The organism is Solobacterium moorei, assembly GCF_036323475.1.
In the GTDB taxonomy this organism is placed as follows: Bacteria; Bacillota_I; Bacilli_A; order Erysipelotrichales; family Erysipelotrichaceae; genus Bulleidia; species Bulleidia moorei.
On record NZ_AP028934.1, the window covers coordinates 1 to 24,442 of the forward strand.

A 24,442-nucleotide genomic window follows, 5' to 3' on the forward strand; every position below is an offset into this window, starting at 1 on the left:
ATTATTATGTTGTGGATAAAAAAATTATCAACATTTTAACTATAGATTTATCCTTAATAGAGTCATAAAATAGTAATGCGTATTAATAAAGGGGATTTTTATGGAGCAAAGGAATGAACAATATTTGAAGGAAGTATGGGACAATCTCCTTCAATATTTGAATGATAACCAACTTGTTGATGGAGTTATAATTGAGAATTTTTTTAGACCATGTTTTTTATATGCAATCACAGATGAAAAAGTAATTATTGTGGCACCATCTGTTATTCATAAACAAATTATACAAAGTCAGAATAAAGAAATTGAAGCTTCTTTTATCGATATTTTAAATGTAGATCACAATTTCATCGTAGAAGTACATTTGAAAGATGAATTATCAATTCATAAAGTAGTGACAGCACCAATATCTAAGATTGATACAAGTGATTTCGTTTCGCTACCTATTCAAAAAGATCGTAATTTTGATAATTTTGTTGTTGGTGACTGTAATCGAGAGAGTCACGCTGCCGCATTAGCTTGTGCAATGAGCCCTGGTAAGTTCTTTAACCCTTTATTTATCTATGGTAATTCAGGTTTAGGAAAAACACATTTGTTAATGTCCATTGCTAATTATGTATTAAAAGAAAATCCTACAAAGAAGGTTTATTATACGGAATCTCTAAAGTTTGTTGAAACAGTTGTAAATGCAATTCGTAATAATAAAATTGATGAATTTAAGCAATATATGTACTCTGTTGATTTATTACTTGTGGATGATATTCAATTCTTAGCTGGTAAAGAAAAATCACATGAGGTATTCTTCACAATTTATAACGAATTAGTGAATAATCGTAAGCAAATTTGTATTGCTTCTGATCGTTTGCCAAAGGAAATTAAAGGTCTTGAAGATCGCTTGATTAGTCGTTTCTCCAGCGGTTTATCTGTTGGTATTGATTCTCCTGAATCTGAAACATCTCTAGCAATTCTTCAAATGAAGATTAAAACTAGTAGTTATTCCATTGAAGATGTTGATCAAGATGGATTAAATTATATTGCGTCTAACTTCTCAGGAAATGTTAGAGATCTAGAAGGTGCTTGGAATCGTGTATTATTCTATGCAATTCAATTCCAACCAGATGGAGGATGTATTCGTTTTGATACGATTATGAATGCATTAAAGAATCAGTCAGTTGTATCTGATAAAACTGGCTTATCCCCAAAGAAGATTATTAAAGTTGTTGCAGATTATTATGGCTTAACAAGACAACAAGTTACTTCAAAAACACGTACAAAGAATATTGCGAATGCCCGACATATTTCTATCTATTTATGTCGTAAATTACTTGATATTTCTTATATTAAGATTGGCGAAGAGTTTGGTGGTAGAGATCACTCTACAATCATTAGTGCATGTACTAAAGTTGAATCACAAATTTCCAAAGATAAAGCAATGTCCGCAGCAGTAAAAGAAATTGAAGATTACTTGAAAGCTTAAGTTATTCACAATTTTATCCACTGTAAAATAACAGGCTACAATGATAGAATAGTATAGTAAATAAAGGCTTTCTAAGAGTTTTCCACATTATCCACATACTTAATAAGAATAAATACTTAAAATACTTTAAATACACGGGAGAAAAAAATATGAATTTAACAATTTCTAAAACAGAGTTTTATAACACATTACAGTTAGTATCTAGAGCTATCTCACCAAATTCTCCACAGACATCTTTAAGAGGATTAAAGATTGATGTTAAAGATAACTCTATGGTCGTGACTGGTAGTGATGCGGATATTTCTATTCAGCACACTATCACAGCAGACGATAAGAATAAATTAAATATCTTAGAAGAAGGATATATCTTAATTGAATCTAAATACTTACTAGAAATCGTACGCAAGATTGATAGCGAAGAAATTCATGTTGAGATTATTGATGGATCACTTACAAAGTTCTCAGGTAATTCAGCTGTATTTAAAATCAATGGTATGAATCCACATGATTATCCAACAATTGATTTTTCTAAACCTGCAAACTCTGTTGTAATTTCTTCTAGTGTTATGTCAGATATTATTGAACAAACAACATTTGCGACTTCCATCAAAGAAACAAAACCTGTATTAACAGGTGTTAACTTCCATCTTTCTGATAATACTTTATGCTGTACAGCCACTGACTCTTATCGTCTAGCGAAGAAGACAATTCCATTTACAAGTTCTGATAACTTTAATGTAACAATTCCTTCTAAGTCTTTAAATGAAGTAAAGTCTACAATGATTGGTGATGATTCTGGAGAAATTCAAATCTACTTGAATGATAAGAAAGCACAATTTGTAAATGAAGATATGATTTTACAAACAAGATTATTAGATGGTGGATATCCAGAAACAGATCGCTTAATTCCAAAAGAATTCAAATATACATTAGAAATTAATCGTAGTGATTTAATTCACGCAATTGACCGTACAACATTTATTAAGACAGATAATATGACGATTAACCGTCTACAATGTTCTACTGATGAGATTGTATTAACAAATAAGAGCCAGGAAATTGGTGAATCCCATGAAACATTAGTTGGTACATTCACTGGTGAACCTTTAGATATCAGTTTCTCAGGTAATTATGTCATGGAAGCTGCTAGATCAATTAGAGGAGATAAATTAAAGATTGAATTTGTAGGAGAAATGAGACCATTTATTCTCAGTAGTGAAGAAGATCCTACTATCTTACAACTTGTTCTTCCAGTTAGAACTTATAACTAATTAAATATAGTATTTTAAACCAAGAGAAATCATTTCAATCATGATATTCTCTTGGGATTTTTATAATTTAATTTAAAATAAAATCTAACAGTAAACAAAAATGGCCTATGGAAATGCGATGAAATCAAGTATTTCTCTTATATGTTCCGTTGAATAATATCAAATGTCGTAAAATTCTATCCATCTTTGGCCACAGTTCTACTGCACCTTTTACTCTAAACAGATATACAAACCAATTTAAATAGGATTGTAGATTAGTCATTCTCATCCCAATGAAGCGATAGATATACCTTTTTAACCACGAGCACATATTGTTTATCAATGCCATGTTCTCTAGATATTCTTTGTCGTGTGTATTGGCTTTATAGAATTCTTCTTTCAAATCTAATTCTTTTATCAGCTTGTCATGTGCTCTTTCGCCATCATGTACTAGTGTTGATCCGGAAGCGATATGATTCTTTAGTGCTTCAAAGATACGTGAAGCAGATGGCTTTCCATGACCACAAATAGCAGCGTATGTATTTTTGTGACAATCGATTGCCACAACGATACAGAGTTGGCTCTTAGATAATCCTCTCTTCTTGTCTAGGCCATTTTTGTTTACTGTTAGAAAATAAAATATAAAGAAGTATTGGCATTTAGATTGAGTAAAATAATTCAGAGGCTTTGTATAAATCTATAGCGAAAAAGTTGTATAGATTTCATAGTTTTTTTATCAAAAAATGTAATAATTTTAGGATTAATTTTTTGATATAAATAATGTTCATAAATGCCTTTGTATAAAGGATTTTTTGTGTTTTTTATGATATAATTATTTTGGTTTTTTTTAAGGTTTTTATGAAGGAGTTTACGATGGAAAAAATCACAACAGAATACATTACTTTACAGCAATTTATGAAACTCTCTGGCATCGTCTCCACTGGTGGTGAAGCAAAGCTAAGAATTAAGGAAATGGATATTGTTGTGAATGGTGAAAAAGAGAATCGTAGAGGTAGAAAACTCTATCCAGGCGACAAAGTAAAAATTGAAGGAAAGACTTATGTGGTTTTCTAATGTATATCAAAAATATTCAATTAAGAAATTTTAGAAACTATGAGAGTGCATATATAGAGTTTAATCCAAGTATCAATCTAATTACAGGCGCAAATGCCCAAGGGAAGACAAATCTATTAGAGAGTTTAGTTTATCTTTCACTAACTCGATCACATCGTATCGTTGATGATAAGAAATTGATTCGCAATGATGAGATGTTTGCTGGAATTGATTGTAAATTTGTGGATACAGATGAAAAAGATATTGAAGTTATTATTCATCCAAATGGAAAAACTCTGATGATTCATAAAAGACCACTTAAAAAAAGTAGTGAATTCATCGGTTTATTGAATGTTGTCTTATTTTCTCCGGATGATCTTAGAATTTTCAGTGATCAACCAAAAGAGAGAAGACGCGTCATGAATCAGGAAATTACAAAAGTTTCTACGAAATATTTATTATCGTTAAATCAATTTCAAATGTATTTAAAAGATAGAAATGCTTTGTTAAAGAGTGACAAAATTGATTTCAATTATCTAGATATTCTAGATGAACAAATGTCTAAGGTGGAAGCACATATTATCCGTGAAAGAAGAAAGTTTATAGAAGTAATTCAATCTGTAATTTCTAAGATTTATCAGGAATTATCTGGTAGTCAAATCAAGCTTGAAATTGCGTATAAAACTTTTGTTGAGGATACAGAAGAACTAGAAGAAAAGATTTTAGAAATTCATAGAGAATCACGTCAGAAGGATATGGAATATCATATTACAAAAGTTGGTATTCATTTAGATGACTTGATATTTAAGATGGATGATCAAAATCTGATTTACTTTGCAAGTCAAGGTCAAAAGAGAATGGTTATGTTGTCATTTAAATTAGCTTTACTAAATTACATTAAGTTAATGACGAAGAAACAACCAATTTTACTTTTGGATGATGTATTAAGTGAATTAGATTATAGTCGCCAAAAGAAATTATTACAGATGGTACAGCGTGATTTTCAATGCATTATCACGACGACGGAAATTCCTGATTTTTTGAAACATGCAGATATGACGGAATTTCGTATAGAAGGTGGAAAGATTTTTCCACTTACAGGAGGTAAGTAATGAGCGATAAATTAGAGCAGGTAACTGAAGTATCTGAAAATAGTGAACTTGTATTAGGACAAGAGATGGATATGAAAGTTACCCACACTTATAACGACTCTGATATTCAGGTCTTAGATGGCCTAGAAGCTGTACGTAAAAGACCAGGTATGTATATCGCTTCAACTTCTTCAAAGGGTTTACATCACCTTGTTTGGGAAATAGTTGATAATGGTATTGATGAAGCTATGGCTGGATATGCATCAACGGTTACTGTAACTGTTGATAAAGACAACATTATTACAGTTGAAGATGATGGTCGTGGTATGCCTACGGGTATTCATGAAAAAACAGGTAAATCTACAATTGAAACCATTTTTACTGTCTTACACGCTGGTGGTAAATTCGGTGGAGGAGCTTATAAAGTGTCCGGTGGTTTACATGGTGTAGGTGCATCTGTTGTAAATGCGTTAAGTAGTTGGTTAGAAGTAACTGTTTTCCATGATGGAAAAGAATACTATATTCGTTTTGAAAATGGTGGGCATCCAGTAGGAACTCTTGTAGAAAAGGGAACATGTCCTGCAGATAAACATGGTTCGACAGTTCGCTTTAAAGCTGATCCAACAATCTTTACGGAGACAGTTGCATATGAACATGATATTTTACGTGACCGTTTACGTCAGCTAGCTTTCTTAAATAAGAGTATTTGTTTAAAGTTTAATGACTTACGCGAAGAAGATGAAGCCAAGCGTCATTATGTATTTAAGTTTGATGGTGGTTTGAAACAATATACTGAATTCTTAAATCGTAATCGTGATGTTGTAAATCATGAAATTATTTACAGTGAAGGTTATGAAAGTAATATTCAGGTAGAAGTAGCTTGTCAGTATAATGATGGTTATAATCCTAATATTTATACTTTTTGTAACAATATCAATACAGCTGAAGGTGGAACACATGAAGAAGGATTTCGTCTTGCGTTAAATCGTGTCATTAATAAGTATGCACGTGATACAGGTTTCTTAAAGGAGAAGGATGATAATCTAACAACGGATGACTGTCGTGAAGGTTTAACAGCTGTTATCAGCGTTAAACATCCAGATCCTCAATATGAAGGACAGACAAAGACAAAATTAGGTAACTCTGAAGTACGTAAGATTGTTTCAGATATCTTTGGTACACAATTAGAGCGTTATCTGATGGAAAATCCAGATGAGGCAAAGGTTATCTTAGAAAAGGTTGCTTTAGCTTCACAAGCACGTATGGCAGCTAAGAAGGCACGTGAATTAACAAGAAGAAAGAGTGCTTTAGAAGTAAGTCCACTTCCTGGTAAGCTAGCAGATTGCTCATCTAAGGATGCGTCTATCTGTGAAATTTATATCGTCGAGGGACAGTCAGCCGGCGGTTCCGCAAAACAAGGAAGAGATTCACACTTTCAGGCAATTCTACCGTTAAGAGGTAAGATTCTAAATGTAGAAAAGGCTAGACAGTCTCGTATTTATGAAAATGCGGAAATTCGTTCAATGATTACTGCCTTTGGTTGTGGTGTTAGTGATGAAATTGATCTTGAAAAATTACGTTATCACAAGATTGTTATTATGACCGATGCCGATGTCGATGGTGCACATATTCGTACATTGCTATTAACATTCTTCTATCGTTATTTACGGCCATTATTGGAACAGGGTTATATCTATATTGCACAACCACCACTCTATAAGGTTCAAAAGGGTCAGACAGTGCGTTATGCATATACAGATAATCAGTTAGAAGAAGTAAAACGTGAACTAGGCGATCGTCTCAGTATTCAACGTTATAAGGGATTAGGTGAAATGAATCCTGAACAGTTGTGGGAAACAACAATGGATCCTAAGAATCGTACATTGATTCGAGTTGCAGTAGGTGATGCGGAAGCAGCAGACTATAACTTTACAATGTTGATGGGTGAAGAGGTTGAACCACGTAAGAACTTTATTGTTGAAAACGCGCACTTTGCGGAAAACTTGGATTTCTAAGAAAGGAGATAAATTACAATGGCTTTAGATGATTTTATGGAATTTGACGAAAGTAATTTTGATCCTGGACACATTACAGAAACAGAATTAACAAAAGAAATTCGTCGTGACTTCTTGGAGTATTCGATGTCAGTTATTGTATCACGTGCATTACCAGATGTGCGTGATGGCTTAAAGCCTGTACAGAGAAGAATTCTTTACTCCATGCATGAGATGAACATCGGACCTGACAAGGCATATCGTAAGAGTGCACGTATTGTCGGTGATACGATGGGTAAATATCACCCACACGGTGACTCTTCTATCTATGGTGCGTTAGTTTATTTAGCACAACCATGGAATATGAGAACTGTATTAGTTGATGGACATGGTAATTTTGGTTCGATGGATGGTGATGATCCAGCTGCGATGCGTTATACCGAAGCACGTATGTCTAAGATTGCGGTAGAAATGTTACGTGATCTTGAAAAAGATACAGTAGATATGATTGATAATTATGATGGTCAAGAAAAAGAACCTACAGTTTTACCATCACGTTATCCAAACTTAATCGTAAACGGTTCTTCTGGTATTGCGGTTGGTATGGCAACCAATGTTGCCCCTCATAACTTAGGAGAAACAATCGATGGAATTTTTGCGGTCATGGATAACCCAGAAATTACAGCGACTGAACTAATGAATTACATGAAGGGACCTGACTTCCCTACTGGTGCATATATCTTAGGTAGATCGGGAATCCGTCAAGCGTTTGAAACTGGTCGTGGATCGGTTATTATGCGTGCAAAAACAAAGATTGAAGAAATGCCAAATGGCAAATCTCGTATCGTAGTATATGAACTACCTTATATGGTAAATAAAGCTAGTTTAGTAGAGAGAATCGCTACTCTAGTTAGAGATAAGGTTATTGAAGGTATTACTGACTTACGTGATGAATCCAATATGGATGGTATTCGTGTTGTGATTGAACTACGTAAGGACATCCAACCAGATGTTATGTTAAATCAGCTATATCGCTCTACACCTCTTCAATCAAACTTTGGTGTAAACAATGTTGTATTATTCAATGGTGTTCCTCGCCAAGCTAGTATGATTGACCTTCTAAAGGGATATATCGCATTCCAGGATGAAGTTATTGTACGTCGTACGCAGTTTGATTTAAAGAAAGCACAAGATCGTGCACATATCTTAGAAGGTTTACGTATTGCGGTTGATAATCTTGATGCGATTATTCATACAATTCGTGATTCTCGTGATCCTAATGAAGCGATGCCACGTTTGATGGAAGGCTTTGGATTAGATGAAATTCAAGCAAAGGCAATCTTAGATATGCAGTTTAGAAGACTAACTGGTCTTGAACGTGAAAAGATTGAAAATGAATACCAAGATCTATTGATTAAGATTGCGGATTTCCAAGATATTCTTTCTAACCATGCAAGAGTATTACAGATTATTCGTGATGAATTAAGTGAAGTGAAGGCGAAGTTCAATGATCCACGTCGTAGTGAGATTATTGATGCAATCGCTGATGTAGAAGATGAAGACTTGATCCCTGTTGAAAACATTATTATTACGTTATCTTCAAATGGATATATTAAGCGTTTAACAACAGATACATATCATGTACAAAACCGTGGTGGTAAGGGCATCAAGGGTATGGAACTCCATAAGGATGATATTATTGATCAGTTTATCAGTATGTCTACACATGACCACTTATTAGTATTTACAGATAAAGGTAAGGTATATCGTATCAAAGGATATAACGTTCCTGAATTCAGCAGAACAAGTAAGGGTATTCCTGCAATCAACCTAATCAGTATGGAGAAGACAGAGAATATTCGTGCTCTTGTACCATATAGTCAAGACCATGATTCAAAGTTCTTATTCTTTGTTACAAAGCAAGGTATTATCAAACGTACTACTTTTGATGAATATGAAAACATTAATAAGAACGGTAAAATTGCGATTAAGTTAAACGAAGATGATGAACTTGCATTTGTAAGAAGTACAGATGGTAATGCGGAAATTATCATTGCAGGTTCAAATGGTAAGGCCGTTCGTTTCCTTGAAAACACAGTTCGTCCACTTGGACGTACAGCACGTGGTGTGAAGGGCTTTAACGTTGATGGTGGATACGTTATCGGTCTAGCAACAAATCTTGAAGGTGAATATATCTTAACAATTACAGAAAATGGATTTGGTAAGAAGTCATCTTTAGCTGATTATCGTATGACACGCCGTGGTGCACGTGGCGTCAAGACGGTTAATGTTACACAGAAGTCAGGTAAGCTTGTATGTATGCGCGCTGTAAGAGGCGATGAAGACTGCATGATTATGACGGCTGGTGGTATTGTAATCCGCATTTCTCTAAAACAGGTATCTGTATATAGCCGCTCTGCGCAAGGTGTGAAGGTTATTAATGTGAAGGATGATATTGTGTCATCTGTAGCAATCCTTGAACCAGAGGAAGATTCTGAAGTTGTAGATATCTCTCATAATGAAGTATTAGATGAAGGTGTATTTGAAGAAACACCGGATGGTGAAGAAGATAGCATTGATAACAATGAGGAAGATGGAACAGATTCTGATTCAGAAGAATAAAAATAGGACAGGGTGAATAAATCACTCTGCCTTTTTTAGTTTGAACAAATAAAAAACTTCCGTAGCGAAATGCAGAAGTTTTAATTTAAGATTACTTTTTCTTTGTAGTCTTCTTTGCTGGTTTAGCAGCTTTCTTTGTTACTGTTGCCTTTTTTGGTGCTTTCTTTGTAGCTACTGGTTTTGTGACTGTCTTCTTAGTAACTTTCTTTGCAGCAGGCTTAGTAACTGTCTTTTTAGCTACTGGTTTTGCGACTTTCTTAGCCGGAGTAGTTTTTTTGGCAGATTTCTTTTCAGTCTTTACTGTTGCCTTCTTAGTTGTTTTCTTTGAGGCAGTCTTTTTTGCATTCTTTTCCATATCTGCAATAATTAGATCACATAAGTAACCCTTTACAGATTCTTTAGCTTCAAGCCAAGCGATAACTGTTTTCTCAACTTTATTATTAAAGCGGACTGAGAATGAGCGGTAGTTGTTTCTGTTGTAGTTGTTGTTATACTCTAACTTTTGTTTGTACTGCGACTTTTTTGCCATACCTATTCTCCTTATTATTAAAACAACTGAGTTATTCAATCATCATAAATATATCACTGTTTTGCTACATTGACAAATTTATGTCAAAATGATTAAATTATTTTATCTAACAGTAAACAAAAATGGCCTAGACAAGAAGAGAGGATTATCTAAGAGCCAACTCTGTATCGTTGTGGCAATCGATTGTCACAAAAATACATACGCTGCTATTTGTGGTCATGGAAAGCCATCTGCTTCACGTATCTTTGAAGCACTAAAGAATCATATCGCTTCCGGATCAACACTAGTACATGATGGCGAAAGAGCACATGACAAGCTGATAAAAGAATTAGATTTGAAAGAAGAATTCTATAAAGCCAATACACACGACAAAGAATATCTAGAGAACATGGCATTGATAAACAATATGTGCTCGTGGTTAAAAAGGTATATCTATCGCTTCATTGGGATGAGAATGACTAATCTACAATCCTATTTAAATTGGTTTGTATATCTGTTTAGAGTAAAAGGTGCAGTAGAACTGTGGCCAAAGATGGATAGAATTTTACGACATTTGATATTATTCAACGGAACATATAAGAGAAATACTTGATTTCATCGCATTTCCATAGGCCATTTTTGTTTACTGTTAGATTATTTTATAAATACGTTGATAGAGAATAGTAGTACAAAAGCATTTTCAGAAAGGTAACGGGTGATGTGAGTTGCCATTGTGATGTATGAATCCACTCTTGAGTGAAACTAATACTTTCCGGTTGTCCCGTTATCGCTAATGAAGTGGTTAAATTGTTTCACGTGAAACAATTTAACAAAAAGGGTGGCACCGCGTTGACATCGTCCCTTTGATGGATGATGCTTTTTTATTTTTAGAGAAGAGGTAAATTATGATAGACATTAATCTAATTAGAGAGAATCCAGAACTTGTAAAAGAAAATATCAAGAAGAAGTTTCAAGATGAAAAGTTGGGACTCGTTGATGAAGTACAAAGCATGGATACAGAGTATCGTGCAGCGAAAACACGTGGAGATAATCTTCGTGGAGAAAGAAATAAGATTTCCAAGCAAATTGGTCTCTATATGAGAGATAAGAATATCGAAGCTGCAGAACAAGCAAAACAATCTGTAAAGGATATGGATGCGGAGTTGGAAAGTTTAGAGGTTAAAGAAGCTAAGCTTGCGGAAGAAATTAAAAATAGAATGATGGTGATTCCAAATATCATCGATTCTTCCGTTCCTATTGGAAAAGATGATTCTGAAAATGTAGAAATTCAAAAATACGGAGAACCATTCGTTCCTTCATTTGAAATTCCATATCACACAGATATTTTAGAAAAGCTTGCAGGTATTGATATTGATAGTGCAGGTAGAACATCAGGCAATGGTTTCTATTACTTACAAGGTGATATTGCTCGATTACATTCATCTATCTTATCTTACGCTAGAGACTTTATGATCAATCGAGGATTTACATATTTCATTCCTCCATTCATGATTCATAGTAGTGTTGTAACAGGTGTTATGAGCTTTGCGGAAATGCAAAATATGATGTATAAAATTGAGGGTGAAGATCTATATCTCATTGGTACATCAGAACACTCTATGATTGGGCGTTTTATGGGACAGATCTTAAAAGAAGAAGATTTACCATATGCTTTAACTTCATATAGCCCATGTTTCCGTAAGGAAGTTGGTGCACATGGAATTGAAGAAAGAGGTCTCTATCGTGTACACCAATTTGAAAAACAAGAAATGGTTGTAGTATGTAAACCGGAAGAATCAAAGGATTGGTATGATAAGTTATGGCAGAATAGTGTAGATTTCTTCCGCTCCTTAGATATTCCTGTAAGAACATTGGAATGCTGCTCTGGTGACTTAGCGGATCTTAAGGTAAAGAGTTGTGATGTTGAAGCTTGGTCTCCGCGTCAGAAGAAATATTTTGAAGTTGGAAGCTGCTCTAACTTAGGTGATGCACAGGCTAGAAGACTTGGAATTCGCATCAAGGGTGAAAAAGGCAATTATTTTGCACATACACTAAATAACACAGTAGTAGCTCCACCTCGTATGTTAATCGCATTTGTTGAAAATAACTTAAATGAAGATGGATCACTCAACATTCCAGAACCACTCAGACCATATATGGGTGGACAGGAAAAGATTGTTCCTCCAACAAAGAAGAAGAGTTTCTAAAACACGAAGGATTGTTTCACGTGAAACAATTCTTTTAAAATACACTCTTGGACAAGTACGATAAATTTGCTATAATCATACATGGCGCAGCATATATACATTGAACCTGGTCAGGGCCGGAAGGCAGCAGCCATAGATGTCCCTGTATCGCGTGTGCCACTTTTATTTTATGAAAACACACGAAGAATATATGGAACTAGCTCTAGAAGAAGCTAGAAAAGCAGAAGAAATCGATGAAGTGCCTGTTGGATGTGTCATAGTATGCGATGGAGAAGTTATTTCACGTGGACATAATCTCAAAGAACAACTAAATCAAGCATATGCACATGCAGAAATGATGGCAATCCAGAAAGCAGCAGAAGTAAAAGGAAACTGGTGTCTAAATGATTGCGACTTATATGTAACGCTAGAACCATGTATGATGTGTACAGGAATTATCAACCTTTCTCGTATCAGAACAGTATATTATGGTACTCAAGACCCAAAAGGTGGTTGCTTAGAGACAGTAATTGACTTAAAGAAGATAAATCGACTCAATCATTATCCAAATATAGTCGGAAATATCCTACAAAAAGAGTGTAGTGAAATACTTACAAATTACTTCCGTAAAAAACGAGAAATCATAAAAGAGAAAAAACAGAAAAATAAAGCCAATATACAGTGAATTCCTACATGTGAATGTAGGAATTTTGTTATAATGAATATACTGGGAGAAAAGTAATGTCAAAGCAAGCGTTATATCAAAAATATCGTTCTGCAAACTTCGAAGAAGTAGTAGGACAAGAGTATATAGTTCAATCAATTAAGAATGCAGTGCGTGAACATAAAGTAGGCCACGCATACCTTTTTTGTGGTCCAAGAGGTACAGGGAAAACCACAATGGCAAGACTTCTTGCAAAAGCAGTAAACTGCGAACATCCAGAGAAGGCTCCATGTGAAGAATGCGATAATTGTATAGCCGCAAATAATGGGACACATCCAGATATAATTGAGATTAACGCCGCGAACGAAACTCACGTGGAAGATATCCGTGATTTAATTGATCGCAGTAAGCTTGCACCTATGCAAGGACATCACAAAGTTTATATTGTTGACGAGGTTCATCAGTTATCTAGTGCTGCATCCAGTGCATTACTGAAGACATTAGAAGAGCCACCAGAAAATGTTATCTTTGTACTAGCCACAACAGACCCACAAAAGTTACTCCCAACCATCATTTCAAGATGCCAGCGCTTTGATTTTACAAAATTACGTAAAGATCAAATCAAGGATCATCTATTAGATATCGCTAAGAAAGAGAATATCTACTTAGATGAAGAAGCGGCAGAGAATATTGCAGTGTTATGTGATGGTGGTATGCGTGATGCGCTAAGTATTATGGACCAATGTGCATCCTATACAAGCGATCACATTACAGCAGAAGAAGTAGATCATATCTATGGACTAGCATCTGTTGAAGAAAAGATAAACTTAATTCATTCAATTCATGCAGGTAACTTAGAAGATATCTTAACAAGAATTAAGAAATATGAACACCAAGGTATCGACTTCCAAAAGTTTACGGATGGAATGATTGATATTTTAAAGGATGTAGTAATTTATCATTCTACGAAGAAAGATAAATTATTAAAACTAATATCAAAAGAACAGGCTGAAAAACTATCAGGAACCTTATCACAGCAAACATGCATGCATATAATTGAAAAGCTGTTTGATTCTAAAGATAAGTTTAGAATTGCGACCTCTTCCGCAAGCTGTTTTGAAGTAATTTGTTTGGGTCTAATAATACAACCGATTGCAGAAACACTAGTAGTTGAAAAGCGCGTTGAAGTTGCTGCTCAACAAAAAGAAGGTGGATATGTTGTTCCTACAGTAGAGCTTAAAGAACCAGAAAAGCCAGTAGAACAACCACAGGTAATTAAGGAAGAACAAAAACTATCAAAACCAGTAAAGACAATAGTTTCTACAAGCTCAAATGAATTATCGATTGATGAGATCTTAACGCTTCTTGTGCAATGCCAAAAAGCAATTAAATACAAAGATGATGAGAAGTTCAACAAGATTCATAGCTTATTTGATATGGAAAGCAAGAAGTATACAGCACTACTAGAAGAGACAAGGATTGTTGCGAGTGGGCCAGATTGTGTTGTATTAGTTACAGATTCTAAAGTACTCGCAAATCGAATGAATGAACCGAAGATGAACCAAGAGTTATATCAATTTGTAAGAGAAACTTTAGGTATTGATAAGATGTTGTATATCGCTACAAATGACACAATGAAAGATGCAACTCTTAAATTTATCGAATTGAAAAAATTAGGTAATTTGCCACAGCCAAAATCAATTGTTCGATACACAATTGAAAAGCCACAAGAAGTATCAGCAGAAGATAAAGTAAAAGCAATGTTTAACCCTGAAATATTAGAAATAGAGGAATAGAAAATGGATATTCAGAAATTAATGGAACAAGCTCGCCAGATGCAAGATAATCTCGGCAAAATCGAAGAAGAACTAAACGCCACCGAATATGAAGGTAAAGCTGGTGGAAATGGCGTAAAGGTAGTTGTAAACGGAAGAAATGAAGTACAGTCTGTGGAAATCGCAGATGATCTCATGTCAGTAGACAATAAAGAAATGTTGCAAGACTTAATTTTAATTGCTGTAAATGAAGCAGTAGAGAAGGCGTTCCAAGATAGAGAAAGCAAGCTTGGCTCAGCCACAAGTGGATTAAATCTTCCGGGGATGTAAAGAATGTACCCAAAAAGTTTAACCGAACTGATTGAACGTTTGAAATTCTTGCCAGGAGTAGGTGAAAAGACAGCGGAAAGATACGCGTTTTCTATCATGGAAATGAACCTTCAAGAAGCCAAAGAATTCGCTCAGGCAATTAATGACGTTCATGAAAAGATAACCCATTGTAGGATATGTGGAAATCTTTCGGAGAAAGAGGAGTGCGAAATCTGTCGTGATGACAGTCGTAATCAAAAACAAATCTTCGTCGTACAGTCTCCTAAAGATGTTATCGCAATGGAAAAGACAGCAGAATATCGTGGTACATACCACGTATTGAATGGTTTGATTTCCTCGAGTAAAGGAATTATGCCAAATGACTTGAACATTGAGTCATTACTTGCAAGACTACCTGAGGCAGAAGAAGTGATTTTAGGCACAAACATCACGATTGATGGTGAAACAACAGCGATGTATTTAGATAAACTCATTACATCACGTTACCCACATGTGTTAGTAACTCGAATTGCACACGGTCTTCCATCAGGAGGAATGTTAGATTATGCAGATGAAATGACACTTGCACACGCATTAGCGGATCGTCGCAGGATGAAATAGAAAAGAGGTGTTTCTATGAACATAGATTTAAAGATTGCACAAGCAGCTATCCTAGAGCCAATTGATAAAATTGCGCACAAAGCAGGAATTCCAGAAGAGTACTTGGAAATGTATGGCAAAGAAAAAGCTAAAGTAAACATCAAACTCATGGAAACACTAGCAGATAAACCAGATGGGAAACTGGTATTAGTAACTGCAATCAACCCAACAAAAGCAGGTGAAGGAAAGTCCACAACGACGATTGGATTAGCAGATGGATTATCCAAAGTTGGCAAGAATGTGATGGCGTGTTTACGTGAACCATCATTAGGACCGGTATTTGGTTTAAAGGGTGGTGCAACAGGTGGAGGATATGCACAGGTAGTTCCAATGGAATCTATCAATCTACACTTCACAGGTGATATGCATGCAATCACAACAGCCAATAACTTAATAGCAGCACTCTTAGACAATTCAATCTTCCAAGGCAATCCACTCAATATCAATCCGGCAAGAGTTACTTGGAAGCGTTGCTTAGATATGAATGATCGTACATTACGTGACATTACGATTGCACAGAAGAAGAAATCAAATGGAGTTGAAAGAGAAGATCACTTTGTCATTACAGTAGCCTCTGAAGTGATGGCTATCTTATGTCTTTCAAAAGACCTACAAGATTTTGAAAAGAGAATTGGCAGAGCGGTAGTTGCGTATACATATGATGATCAACCAGTAACTGTAGATGATATTCAAGCTGCTGGTGCTGCCACGGTTGTTATGAAGGAGGCTATCAATCCAAACTTAGTACAAACTTTGGAACATACTCCAACATTCATACATGGTGGACCGTTCGCAAATATTGCGCATGGATGCAACTCGGTTATCGCTACTAAGATGGCACTTAAGTTAGCCGATTACGTTGTGACTGAAGCGGGCTTCGGTGCAGATTTAGGTGCTGAAAAATTCTTAGATATTAAGTGCCGCTTAGCAGAACTAGAACCTTCTGCAGTTGTAGTAGTCGCAACGATTCGTGCCCTCAAGATGCATGGTGGTATTGAACAAGAAAGTCTTGATCAACCAAATATTGAGGCTATGCTTGCAGGTGCGAAGAACTTACAAAAACATATTGAAACAGTGCAAAGCTTCAAGCTTCCATTTATTGTTGCCATCAATAAATTCGCAAAAGATAGTAAAGAAGAAGTGGATGCACTACTTGCATGGTGTCAAAGAAATAACTATCCAGTTGCGGAAGCTGATGGGTGGGCAAAAGGTAGCGATGGTATGTTAGATCTAGCAGATAAAGTTGTAGAGATTACAGACCATGCATGCAAGTATCAACCAATCTATGATGTGGAAGCCTCCATTGAAACAAAGATTACAAAGATTTGTGAAACAGTTTATGGTTCACCTCATGTAGAATTTAGTGAACTTACAAAGACAAAGATTCAGGACTTTATTAAACATGGATGGGACAAGTTACCAGTATGTATGGCGAAGACACCATTATCGCTGAGTGATGATCCTACCCTGAAAGGAAGACCAGAAAAATTTGTGACACATATTACAGACATCTCAGTATCTGCTGGTGCAGGATTCGTAGTTGTTTATACAGGCAATGTACTCACAATGCCAGGACTTCCAAAGGTACCTGCAGCAGTAAATATGGGTATTGATGAAAATGGAGAGATCTACGGATTGTTCTAAGTGAGATAGAAAGGAGGAATCATAATGGGATCTATTGCATATGTAACAGATGAAAAGATGCTTGCATATCATCGCTTATGCCGAAATCAATCGATACTATTTTGGCGATTATCCAATAAGAAGTTTACAGATTTCCACAAAGGAGATTTACTATTCTTCTTCGCAAGACCAAATCATGGACGTAAGAAAGCTTTGATTGGCTATGCACATTATGATTCTGAAATAAATCTTTCACTTAAGCAGATGTGGAATCGTTATGGTGATTCCACTGGATATGACACACAAGATGGACTCTACGCAGCGATAGAAAAAGCATCTCGTGGAAATATACCACCGCAGATGAACTGTTTATATCTGACAAATGTTGTGTTCTTCTTGTCACCTATTTATCCAGAAGATGTAGGTATTTCTATACAAAACAATCTTGAAAGTTATTGCTATCTAGATAAAGATAGTCCAAAGATAACTGCCAAGATTTTACAACAAGCACAAAAACATGGCATCGACCTCTGGAGCGCAAATCCAAATATCACCCCAGAAGAAATCTTTAAAGAAGATGCCACAAAGCACTATCTAGCGGTCATCTCTCAAGAGATTGGGCAAGATCGTGGAAATGAAAGACAACAACGTACACTTGAACGATACGCAAAACAAAAAGTGAAAGAATCTGGCTGGGAGTTAATTCGTGGCAGTAATACAGAGTGCATATATATGAATGGAAATGAGATACAAATTGCGATTCCATTCGTATCACAAGTTAAGGAACAACCTCAAAAGATTCGCGAATATATAGGACGGCTAACGATGTATCGTTTGTTGGCCAAGCATCAGGGTTTGGAAGGCAAAATCAGATTTGAAATACTTTCCCCAAATATACCTGACGAATTAAAGGAAATGGTGGAAGAAATAAACAATGAGTGATTTTGATATTATCGTCATCGGTGGTGGCCATGCGGGTATTGAAGCTGCACTGGCTGCTGCACGATTAAAAAAGAATACATGTCTTCTCACATTGAAGATAGAAAATATTGGTAAGATGCCATGTAATCCATCGGTAGGTGGACCAGCAAAAGGAATTGTAGTACGAGAAATTGACGCTTTAGGTGGCCAAATGGCGATTACTGCAGATAAGACAGCACTTCAATTCAAAATGTTAAATGGGGCAAAGGGCCCGGGTGTACGTGCACTTCGTGTACAGTCGGATAAGCTTGCATATAAAAAAATGATGCAAGATGTCTGTTTGAAACAAGAAAACCTCACTGTCATTGAAGGAATGGCAAGTAAGCTAAACGTAACCAACAACAAAGTCACAGGTGTTACATTAAAAGATGGAACAGTCCTAAATGCCAAAATTGTGATTGTAACAACAGGCACATACATGGCAGGTGTAAATATGATTTCATCCGAAGTTACACCGGGTGGTCCAGATCTTGAGCCTACGACAGGAGACTTATCAGAGTTTTTACGAGAGTTGGGTTTAAGAACCTTCCGATTAAAGACAGGAACACCACCAAGAATTCTACGTTCTTCAATTGATTTTAGTAAAACAAAACTAGAACCAGGCACAGAAGGTTTTTTACATTTCTCAGAATTAACCACAAGAGAAGATGTATTACCATATGACAAGCAAGTATCTTGTCATATGACATATACAACCCCAGAAACACATGAATATATTTTGGAAAACCTCAATAAATCCAGTATGTACTCTGGTGTTGTAAAGGGAGTAGGACCTCGTTATTGTCCATCCATTGAAGATAAGCTAGTACGTTTCCAAGATAAACCAAGACATCTATTATTCTTAGAACCAGAATCATTAGAGTTAGATACAATCTACCTACAGGGATTCTCCACATCTCTTCCAAGAGATATACAGGAGAAGATGGTACATTCGCTTCCTGGCTTTGAAAACGCAATTATCAAGAAATATGCATACGCAATTGAATACGATGCAATCGATCCAATTCAAATGAAGCCAAGCCTTGAATCCAAGATTATCGAAAATCTATTTACGGCAGGTCAAGTAAACGGAACATCTGGTTATGAGGAAGCTGCTGGACAGGGTTTACTTGCAGGTATTAACGCATGTATGAAGCTGGATGGGAAAGAACCACTCATTCTAGCAAGGAACGAAGCGTATATCGGTGTATTAGTTGATGATTTAACAACCAAAGGCACATTAGAGCCATATCGTTTATTAACATCTCGTGCAGAGTTTAGATTGTTGTTAAGACATGATAACGCTGATCAAAGATTGATTGAATATGGACGTCAGGTTGGGCTTGTCAGTCAAGAAAGATATGATGCGTATCTAGCAAAGATGGAAAACATCAAAAAGTTAGAACAACATCTATCGGAAACAACATTTGTACAAGATGAAGAAAAAGTACATGCATACCTAACATCACTTGGATATGAAAGTGATGCACATATTGGTATTAATGGTATTGACTTAGTAAGACGTCCAAACGTTACAACAAAGGAGCTTCTTGCTACGATTGGTGAAGAAGCTGATGAAGAAATCGCAAACCAATGCGATATCGAACTAAAATATGCAGGCTATATCGAAAAGGCAAAACGAGAGGCCAATAAGCTAAAGGAGATGGACAGTATCAAGCTTGGAGTCAATTTTAATTATGATGAAGTTGATAATCTATCGATTGAAGGTAGACAAAAGCTAATGAAGTATAAACCAGCTACGATGGGACAAGCATCCAGAATTTCAGGTGTGAACCCAGCCGATATCGCAGTACTTGCGATAGCTATCAAACAAGGAAAGGGAAGATAAGAAATGAAATACACAGACGTAGTATCAAATGTAAATGTCTATGGAATGGAATCTGCGGTCATGGGTTCAAAATATCCAATGGCTGTTGATTTAAAAAAAGTAGACGGAACAATTGTTCCACGAACACACGCACTTGCGAATGCTAAGCCGGGCAGTGGACATGATAACTTCTTAAATGGAATTATCGTGCAGTTCGACCTCACATTTACAAACAAGGCATGGGTGGAAGCGGAACGATATCACTTCCTAGACTTTATCAGTTCACAATCCACAATGCACCGTATCACTAAGTTTAACCTAGATGAGGTGTATATCTCCTATACAGACCCACGTATTATCGAAATCATGAAAGAAAAAGTTAATTCCTATAACGAATTAACACAAGAGATTTCCGATAAGAAATCAGCTGGAGAAGATGTGACAGAGTTAAATGAAGAAGCTAAGATGAAGTATCTTGAGATTCTGTATTCCAATCCAGCAGGTTTTAGAATTACAGCACGTATGACAACAAACTACCGTCAGCTAAAGACAATTTACGCACAGCGCAAGACACACCGTTTACCAGAATGGCGTGCATTCTGCGACTGGATAGAGACATTACCTAACGCATCATTCATTGTAAATAGCGACTTAAAATAAAGCTTATTTACAATTTGTGGAAAACTATTTTATCCACAAATAAGATAAAGAGACCACAGATTGTGCAAATAAAAATTCTCCACAATTGTGGATAAAAAAGTTATCAACATATTTTCATCTTTCACAGGGGACGTGATGGTGATAGAATAGGTCACACAGAGATTATGACAATACAAGAACTCATAGAAAAAACAGCAGAGCTACAAATTTCATTGTCAGAAACACAAGTAAAACAACTTGAACAATACGCCCAGCTTTTGGTTGAGTGGAACGAGAAAATGAATCTCACAGCCATCACAGAACATGGTGAAATATTAGAGAAACATTTCTACGATTCCATCTTGCCATTAGGGAAAGGCAAGATCTTTGGAAAAATAGCAGATGTTGGAACTGGAGCGGGGTTTCCAGGACTGGTTTGGAAAATTGTCAAACCAGAATTAGATGTGTCACTCATTGAACCAACAGGAAAACGGTGCACATTCTTACAAGAAGTAATGAATCGGCTGCATTTAGAAAACATCCATGTTTATAATACGCGTGCAGAAGAACAGGTCAAAACAGACCGTGAACAGTACGATGTGGTTACTGCTAGAGCAGTCGCAAACTTACGTGTCTTATCCGAATTATGCATTCCACTCGTTAAAGTGAATGGATTATTCCTAGCGATGAAAGGTATGCAAGGCAATGTGGAAGCGAAAGAAGCAGCACATGCGACCAAGATGCTTGGCGTAGAGCTAGAAGAAACACAGGATATATCTTTATATACAGGAGATATGCGAGTGAACTTATATTACCGAAAAGTAAGTCATACGCCGCAACAATATCCACGCAATTACGGGCAAATAAAAAAGAAGCCTTTATAAGGGAGGGTTATATGCCAAGTATTTTAAGTATATTTGATCGAAAAGATACCAATCGCATCGTAGATATCCCAATGGAGAAAATTGTACCATCAAGATATCAACCAAGATTGGTGTTTGATGAAGAAGCTTTACGTGAATTAGCACTATCAATAAAGGAGAACGGCTTGATTCAACCAATTACAGTTCGAAAGATTGATGATATATACGAAATTATCACAGGAGAAAGAAGATTCCGTGCATGTAAGATGATTGGTTTTAAAGAAGTGCCATGTTATATCATGTCTCCAAATGAAAACCAAGCAGCACAGATGGCACTGGTGGAAAATATCCAACGTGAAAACTTAACTGCAATTGAAGAAGCGAAGAGCTACTTACAAATCATGCGACAATCGGGCTTAACCCAAGAACAGGTTGCCCAAAAGGTAGGTAAGTCACAATCCGCAGTAGCCAATAAGATTCGCTTATTAAATTTACCAATTGAGATTCAGGGTGCGGTTATGGAAACAAAAATTACAGAACGTCACGCACGTGCATTATTAACTGTACCTAGTGATAAACAGAAAGAAGTATTCCATCATATCGTCGCAGCTGAATTTAATGTAAGACAAACAGAAGACTATATCGCAAGTCTAGATGATATTCCTAAGAAGAAACATAAACATCAAAAGACAAAGGGTTTCTCTAGAAGTACACAGATTGCGGTAAATACAATTAATCAGAGTATTAAATTGATTAATAAAATGGGTATCCAAGCAAAAGTAGAAACGGAAGACAGACCGCAAGAAGTATGCATGATCATCCGTTTCCCGAAGAATTCATAAGGGAGAAGTATTATGGGAAAGATCATCGCAATCGCAAACCAAAAGGGTGGTGTGGGGAAAACAACAACATCCATGAATCTAGCATCAGGATTATCATATATCGGTAAAAGAGTACTCTTAGTAGACTTTGATCCACAGGGGAATGCGACCCATGGTATCGGTGCACATAAAGTAGGCTTTGATAAGACGGTATATGATATCCTAATGAGAGATGAAAATGTGGATGATGTAAAGGTTACGCTACAGATGCCACCACTAGATGTACTACCATCAACCATTGACTTATCTGGTGCAGATGTCGACATGGCACAATATGAAACAGGTCGTGAACAACTATTAAAGAGAAAACTAGAAGCGGTTAGAAATCAATATGATTACATCATTATTGATTGTCCACCTGCATTAGGTTTATTGAATACAAACGCATTAACAGCAGCAGATTCTGTAATGATTCCAGTACAGTGTGAGTACTTTGCGCTAGAAGGATTAACACAGTTATTAAGTACAATTCGCTTAGTTCAGAAATTATGGAATCCACGATTGTCTATTGAAGGTGTACTTCTAACAATGTTCGATGTACGTACAAAATTATCTGTAGAAGTACAACAGGAAGTACGTAAATACTTTAAGGAAAAAGTTTATCACTGTTTTATCCCACGAAATGTGCGTTTATCAGAAGCTCCATCTCGTGAACAATCAATTTTTGAGTATGATACCCGTTCGGAAGGTGCGCGTGCTTACGCACAACTTGTAAAAGAAGTAGTTACACAAAACGAAAGGATCAAACGATAGAAAATGGCAGAGAAAAAACAAAAAGGCTTAGGACGCGGTTTAGATTCTATCTTCGGTTCGAATGTTGAGCAGTTTCTTGACGATATTCAAAGTAGCGCTAAGGAAGTGCCTGGCAGAAGAGAGGTAGAAATCGCAATTGAAGAAATTAGACCAAATCCTTATCAGCCAAGAAAAGAATTTGATCAAACTGCGTTAAATGAATTAGCGGATTCCATTCGAACACACGGAATCTTTACACCATTACTTGTACGCAAGAGCGTCAGTGGTTATGATCTAATCACTGGTGAAAGACGTTTGCGTGCAGCGAAGATTGCTGGATTAAAGGTTGTACCTGCAATTTCTGTGGAATTTACAGAAGAACAGATGATGGAAATTGCTATCTTAGAAAACGTACAGCGTGAAGACTTAAACGCAATTGAAGAAGCTGCAGCCTATGACTCACTTGTAAAGAAATTAGGCTATACACAAGAAAAACTGGCAGAAAGAGTTGGTAAATCTCGCGAATATTGTGCAAATATCATGAGACTCTTAAAACTTCCTTCTGAGGTCCAAAAATTAGTCATAGATAAGAAACTAGCAATGGGACACGTTCGTCCACTACTCGGCTTAAAGGATGAGATAGAAATGCTTGATGCGGCTGAGAAGATCATGAAGGAAAAGATGTCGGTTCGTGAAGTAGAAGCCTACGTTAGAGATATTAATTCAGAAGAAGTAAAACCAAACAAAACAAAACCAGAAAAGAAACGTGATCCAATCATCCACGATCTAGAACACCAGATCTCAGTGAAACTTGGCACGAAGGTAACAATTCAGAACAAGAAACTCACAATTCGATACACAGATACAGAGGATTTAAACCGTATCTTAGAGATATTGAATTGCCTAGATGAAGGATAATATGTGTGAAAAATGACTTTTTCACACATACTTAAAAAGGAATATAATGCAAGTAGTTGGAAGTAACAAATGACAGATTATACTTGGAAAATATACTATGCATTCGTTCTGATTAGTTTTGTTTTCTTGCCGTTCCACTGGCAATGGACGACAGGTTGGTTGTTGGGATCATTCGCTGCATTTATTATCTATAGAAGAACAGAGAATTTCGCAAGACAAGCATTAAGTATGCAGTCCACATCTGGAACATACTTAAACTTCGCTATCAATTATGCTTTGATGGCTACAGTGTTAGTCATCAGTGCAATCTTTCCGCAATATCTCAATGTTCTAACATGCGCAATTGGTCTTTCAACAATTAAATTAGCAATTATATTTCATGTGGCAGTCATAGAGAGAGGACGGTGAAGAC

Annotated in this window: 23 protein-coding genes, 1 other RNA gene and 1 other annotated feature; of the genes, 22 read left to right on the forward strand and 2 right to left on the reverse strand. The window is 36.1% G+C overall.

Going from position 1 to position 24,442, the window contains the following annotated elements; genetic code table 11:
• Positions 1-100: 100 nt before the first annotated feature.
• Together dnaA and dnaN are read left to right on the forward strand one after the other, a co-directional pair.
• Positions 101-1,474, forward strand: coding sequence for a chromosomal replication initiator protein DnaA (dnaA, locus tag RGT18_RS00005; RefSeq protein WP_028078753.1), 1,374 nt, complete (start codon positions 101-103; stop codon positions 1,472-1,474).
• A 149-nt stretch (positions 1,475-1,623) separates the two neighbouring features.
• Positions 1,624-2,745, forward strand: coding sequence for a DNA polymerase III subunit beta (gene dnaN, locus RGT18_RS00010; RefSeq protein WP_028078752.1), 1,122 nt, complete (start codon positions 1,624-1,626; stop codon positions 2,743-2,745).
• Between the two features lie 124 nt (positions 2,746-2,869).
• On the opposite strand, the gene RGT18_RS00015 is transcribed toward dnaN, so the two are convergent.
• The gene (locus RGT18_RS00015) at positions 2,870-3,421 is read right to left on the reverse strand and encodes a transposase (RefSeq protein WP_338176454.1); all 552 of its coding nucleotides are present in this window, start codon (positions 3,419-3,421) and stop codon (positions 2,870-2,872) included.
• Between the two features lie 176 nt (positions 3,422-3,597).
• Between RGT18_RS00015 and yaaA the strand changes: the two genes are divergently transcribed.
• The 4 genes from yaaA (at position 3,598) to gyrA (ending at position 9,484) form a co-directional block, all read left to right on the forward strand.
• The gene (gene yaaA, locus RGT18_RS00020) at positions 3,598-3,798 is read left to right on the forward strand and encodes a S4 domain-containing protein YaaA (protein ID WP_028078761.1); all 201 of its coding nucleotides are present in this window, start codon (positions 3,598-3,600) and stop codon (positions 3,796-3,798) included.
• Positions 3,798-4,889 (forward strand): DNA replication/repair protein RecF, encoded by a 1,092-nt coding sequence (gene recF, locus RGT18_RS00025; RefSeq protein WP_028078760.1) that lies wholly within the window; start codon positions 3,798-3,800, stop codon positions 4,887-4,889. The genes yaaA and recF overlap by 1 nt, the downstream gene beginning before the upstream one ends.
• Before the next feature lie 65 nt (positions 4,890-4,954).
• The gene (gyrB, locus tag RGT18_RS00030; RefSeq protein WP_028078759.1) at positions 4,955-6,883 is read left to right on the forward strand and encodes a DNA topoisomerase (ATP-hydrolyzing) subunit B; all 1,929 of its coding nucleotides are present in this window, start codon (positions 4,955-4,957) and stop codon (positions 6,881-6,883) included.
• 18 nt (positions 6,884-6,901) lie between these two features.
• Positions 6,902-9,484: a DNA gyrase subunit A gene (gene gyrA / locus RGT18_RS00035; protein ID WP_081659574.1), complete on the forward strand. Its 2,583-nt coding sequence runs from the start codon at positions 6,902-6,904 to the stop codon at positions 9,482-9,484.
• 91 nt (positions 9,485-9,575) lie between these two features.
• Here gyrA and RGT18_RS00040 read toward each other — a convergent pair whose 3' ends face one another.
• Entirely contained in the window at positions 9,576-10,013 is a 438-nt protein-coding gene (locus RGT18_RS00040; protein WP_051241058.1) for a hypothetical protein, read from the reverse strand.
• An 88-nt stretch (positions 10,014-10,101) separates the two neighbouring features.
• On the opposite strand from RGT18_RS00040, the gene RGT18_RS00045 reads away from it, so the two are divergent.
• From RGT18_RS00045 to RGT18_RS00120, 16 genes are all read left to right on the forward strand, one after another.
• Positions 10,102-10,605: a transposase gene (locus tag RGT18_RS00045; protein ID WP_338174606.1), complete on the forward strand. Its 504-nt coding sequence runs from the start codon at positions 10,102-10,104 to the stop codon at positions 10,603-10,605.
• Between the two features lie 48 nt (positions 10,606-10,653).
• Positions 10,654-10,858: a binding site (T-box leader), on the forward strand.
• Positions 10,859-10,897: 39 nt separating this feature from the next.
• Positions 10,898-12,199, forward strand: a complete 1,302-nt coding sequence (gene serS / locus RGT18_RS00050; protein ID WP_028077387.1) for a serine--tRNA ligase — start codon at positions 10,898-10,900, stop codon at positions 12,197-12,199.
• A gap of 74 nt (positions 12,200-12,273) precedes the next feature.
• Positions 12,274-12,371, forward strand: an RNA gene (ffs, locus tag RGT18_RS00055) — signal recognition particle sRNA small type.
• A gap of 18 nt (positions 12,372-12,389) precedes the next feature.
• Positions 12,390-12,863 carry a nucleoside deaminase gene (locus RGT18_RS00060; RefSeq protein ID WP_456317463.1) on the forward strand — a complete coding sequence of 158 codons (474 nt, stop codon included), beginning with the start codon at positions 12,390-12,392 and terminating at the stop codon, positions 12,861-12,863.
• A 56-nt stretch (positions 12,864-12,919) separates the two neighbouring features.
• The gene (dnaX, locus tag RGT18_RS00065; RefSeq protein ID WP_051240879.1) at positions 12,920-14,638 is read left to right on the forward strand and encodes a DNA polymerase III subunit gamma/tau; all 1,719 of its coding nucleotides are present in this window, start codon (positions 12,920-12,922) and stop codon (positions 14,636-14,638) included.
• A gap of 3 nt (positions 14,639-14,641) precedes the next feature.
• Entirely contained in the window at positions 14,642-14,947 is a 306-nt protein-coding gene (locus tag RGT18_RS00070; protein ID WP_028077388.1) for a YbaB/EbfC family nucleoid-associated protein, read from the forward strand.
• Between the two features lie 3 nt (positions 14,948-14,950).
• On the forward strand, positions 14,951-15,547 hold the full coding sequence (gene recR / locus RGT18_RS00075; protein WP_006525272.1) for a recombination mediator RecR: 597 nt from the start codon (positions 14,951-14,953) through the stop codon (positions 15,545-15,547).
• 15 nt (positions 15,548-15,562) lie between these two features.
• A complete protein-coding gene (locus RGT18_RS00080; protein WP_028077389.1) occupies positions 15,563-17,230 on the forward strand; it encodes a formate--tetrahydrofolate ligase in 1,668 nt (555 codons plus the stop codon).
• A gap of 24 nt (positions 17,231-17,254) precedes the next feature.
• Positions 17,255-18,151 (forward strand): hypothetical protein, encoded by an 897-nt coding sequence (locus RGT18_RS00085; protein ID WP_051240880.1) that lies wholly within the window; start codon positions 17,255-17,257, stop codon positions 18,149-18,151.
• A complete protein-coding gene (mnmG, locus tag RGT18_RS00090) occupies positions 18,144-20,018 on the forward strand; it encodes a tRNA uridine-5-carboxymethylaminomethyl(34) synthesis enzyme MnmG (RefSeq protein ID WP_028077390.1) in 1,875 nt (624 codons plus the stop codon). Before RGT18_RS00085 ends, mnmG begins: the two co-directional genes overlap by 8 nt.
• Positions 20,019-20,021: 3 nt before the next feature.
• Positions 20,022-20,657 carry a hypothetical protein gene (locus tag RGT18_RS00095; protein ID WP_028077391.1) on the forward strand — a complete coding sequence of 212 codons (636 nt, stop codon included), beginning with the start codon at positions 20,022-20,024 and terminating at the stop codon, positions 20,655-20,657.
• 164 nt (positions 20,658-20,821) lie between these two features.
• Positions 20,822-21,520, forward strand: a complete 699-nt coding sequence (gene rsmG / locus RGT18_RS00100; protein ID WP_028077392.1) for a 16S rRNA (guanine(527)-N(7))-methyltransferase RsmG — start codon at positions 20,822-20,824, stop codon at positions 21,518-21,520.
• 11 nt (positions 21,521-21,531) lie between these two features.
• Complete coding sequence (noc, locus tag RGT18_RS00105; protein WP_028077393.1) at positions 21,532-22,341, forward strand: nucleoid occlusion protein; 810 nt, start codon at positions 21,532-21,534, stop codon at positions 22,339-22,341.
• A gap of 12 nt (positions 22,342-22,353) precedes the next feature.
• Positions 22,354-23,133, forward strand: coding sequence for a ParA family protein (locus tag RGT18_RS00110; protein WP_028077394.1), 780 nt, complete (start codon positions 22,354-22,356; stop codon positions 23,131-23,133).
• Positions 23,134-23,136: 3 nt separating this feature from the next.
• Complete coding sequence (locus tag RGT18_RS00115; protein WP_028077395.1) at positions 23,137-24,030, forward strand: ParB/RepB/Spo0J family partition protein; 894 nt, start codon at positions 23,137-23,139, stop codon at positions 24,028-24,030.
• Positions 24,031-24,099: 69 nt separating this feature from the next.
• The gene (locus RGT18_RS00120; protein ID WP_028077396.1) at positions 24,100-24,438 is read left to right on the forward strand and encodes an ATP synthase subunit I; all 339 of its coding nucleotides are present in this window, start codon (positions 24,100-24,102) and stop codon (positions 24,436-24,438) included.
• The last annotated feature ends 4 nt before the right edge of the window (positions 24,439-24,442 follow it).

Coding starts and splice junctions, on each gene's coding strand:
- dnaA (WP_028078753.1), top strand. CDS start 101: ATGGAGCAAAGGAATGAACAATATTTGAAGGAAGTATGGGACAATCTC.
- dnaN (WP_028078752.1), top strand. CDS start 1,624: ATGAATTTAACAATTTCTAAAACAGAGTTTTATAACACATTACAGTTA.
- yaaA (WP_028078761.1), top strand. CDS start 3,598: ATGGAAAAAATCACAACAGAATACATTACTTTACAGCAATTTATGAAA.
- recF (WP_028078760.1), top strand. CDS start 3,798: ATGTATATCAAAAATATTCAATTAAGAAATTTTAGAAACTATGAGAGT.
- gyrB (WP_028078759.1), top strand. CDS start 4,955: ATGGATATGAAAGTTACCCACACTTATAACGACTCTGATATTCAGGTC.
- gyrA (WP_081659574.1), top strand. CDS start 6,902: ATGGCTTTAGATGATTTTATGGAATTTGACGAAAGTAATTTTGATCCT.
- RGT18_RS00040 (WP_051241058.1), bottom strand. CDS start 10,013: ATGGCAAAAAAGTCGCAGTACAAACAAAAGTTAGAGTATAACAACAAC.
- RGT18_RS00045 (WP_338174606.1), top strand. CDS start 10,102: ATGATTAAATTATTTTATCTAACAGTAAACAAAAATGGCCTAGACAAG.
- serS (WP_028077387.1), top strand. CDS start 10,898: ATGATAGACATTAATCTAATTAGAGAGAATCCAGAACTTGTAAAAGAA.
- RGT18_RS00060 (WP_456317463.1), top strand. CDS start 12,390: ATGGAACTAGCTCTAGAAGAAGCTAGAAAAGCAGAAGAAATCGATGAA.
- dnaX (WP_051240879.1), top strand. CDS start 12,920: ATGTCAAAGCAAGCGTTATATCAAAAATATCGTTCTGCAAACTTCGAA.
- RGT18_RS00070 (WP_028077388.1), top strand. CDS start 14,642: ATGGATATTCAGAAATTAATGGAACAAGCTCGCCAGATGCAAGATAAT.
- recR (WP_006525272.1), top strand. CDS start 14,951: ATGTACCCAAAAAGTTTAACCGAACTGATTGAACGTTTGAAATTCTTG.
- RGT18_RS00080 (WP_028077389.1), top strand. CDS start 15,563: ATGAACATAGATTTAAAGATTGCACAAGCAGCTATCCTAGAGCCAATT.
- RGT18_RS00085 (WP_051240880.1), top strand. CDS start 17,255: ATGGGATCTATTGCATATGTAACAGATGAAAAGATGCTTGCATATCAT.
- mnmG (WP_028077390.1), top strand. CDS start 18,144: ATGAGTGATTTTGATATTATCGTCATCGGTGGTGGCCATGCGGGTATT.
- RGT18_RS00095 (WP_028077391.1), top strand. CDS start 20,022: ATGAAATACACAGACGTAGTATCAAATGTAAATGTCTATGGAATGGAA.
- rsmG (WP_028077392.1), top strand. CDS start 20,822: ATGACAATACAAGAACTCATAGAAAAAACAGCAGAGCTACAAATTTCA.
- noc (WP_028077393.1), top strand. CDS start 21,532: ATGCCAAGTATTTTAAGTATATTTGATCGAAAAGATACCAATCGCATC.
- RGT18_RS00110 (WP_028077394.1), top strand. CDS start 22,354: ATGGGAAAGATCATCGCAATCGCAAACCAAAAGGGTGGTGTGGGGAAA.
- RGT18_RS00115 (WP_028077395.1), top strand. CDS start 23,137: ATGGCAGAGAAAAAACAAAAAGGCTTAGGACGCGGTTTAGATTCTATC.
- RGT18_RS00120 (WP_028077396.1), top strand. CDS start 24,100: ATGACAGATTATACTTGGAAAATATACTATGCATTCGTTCTGATTAGT.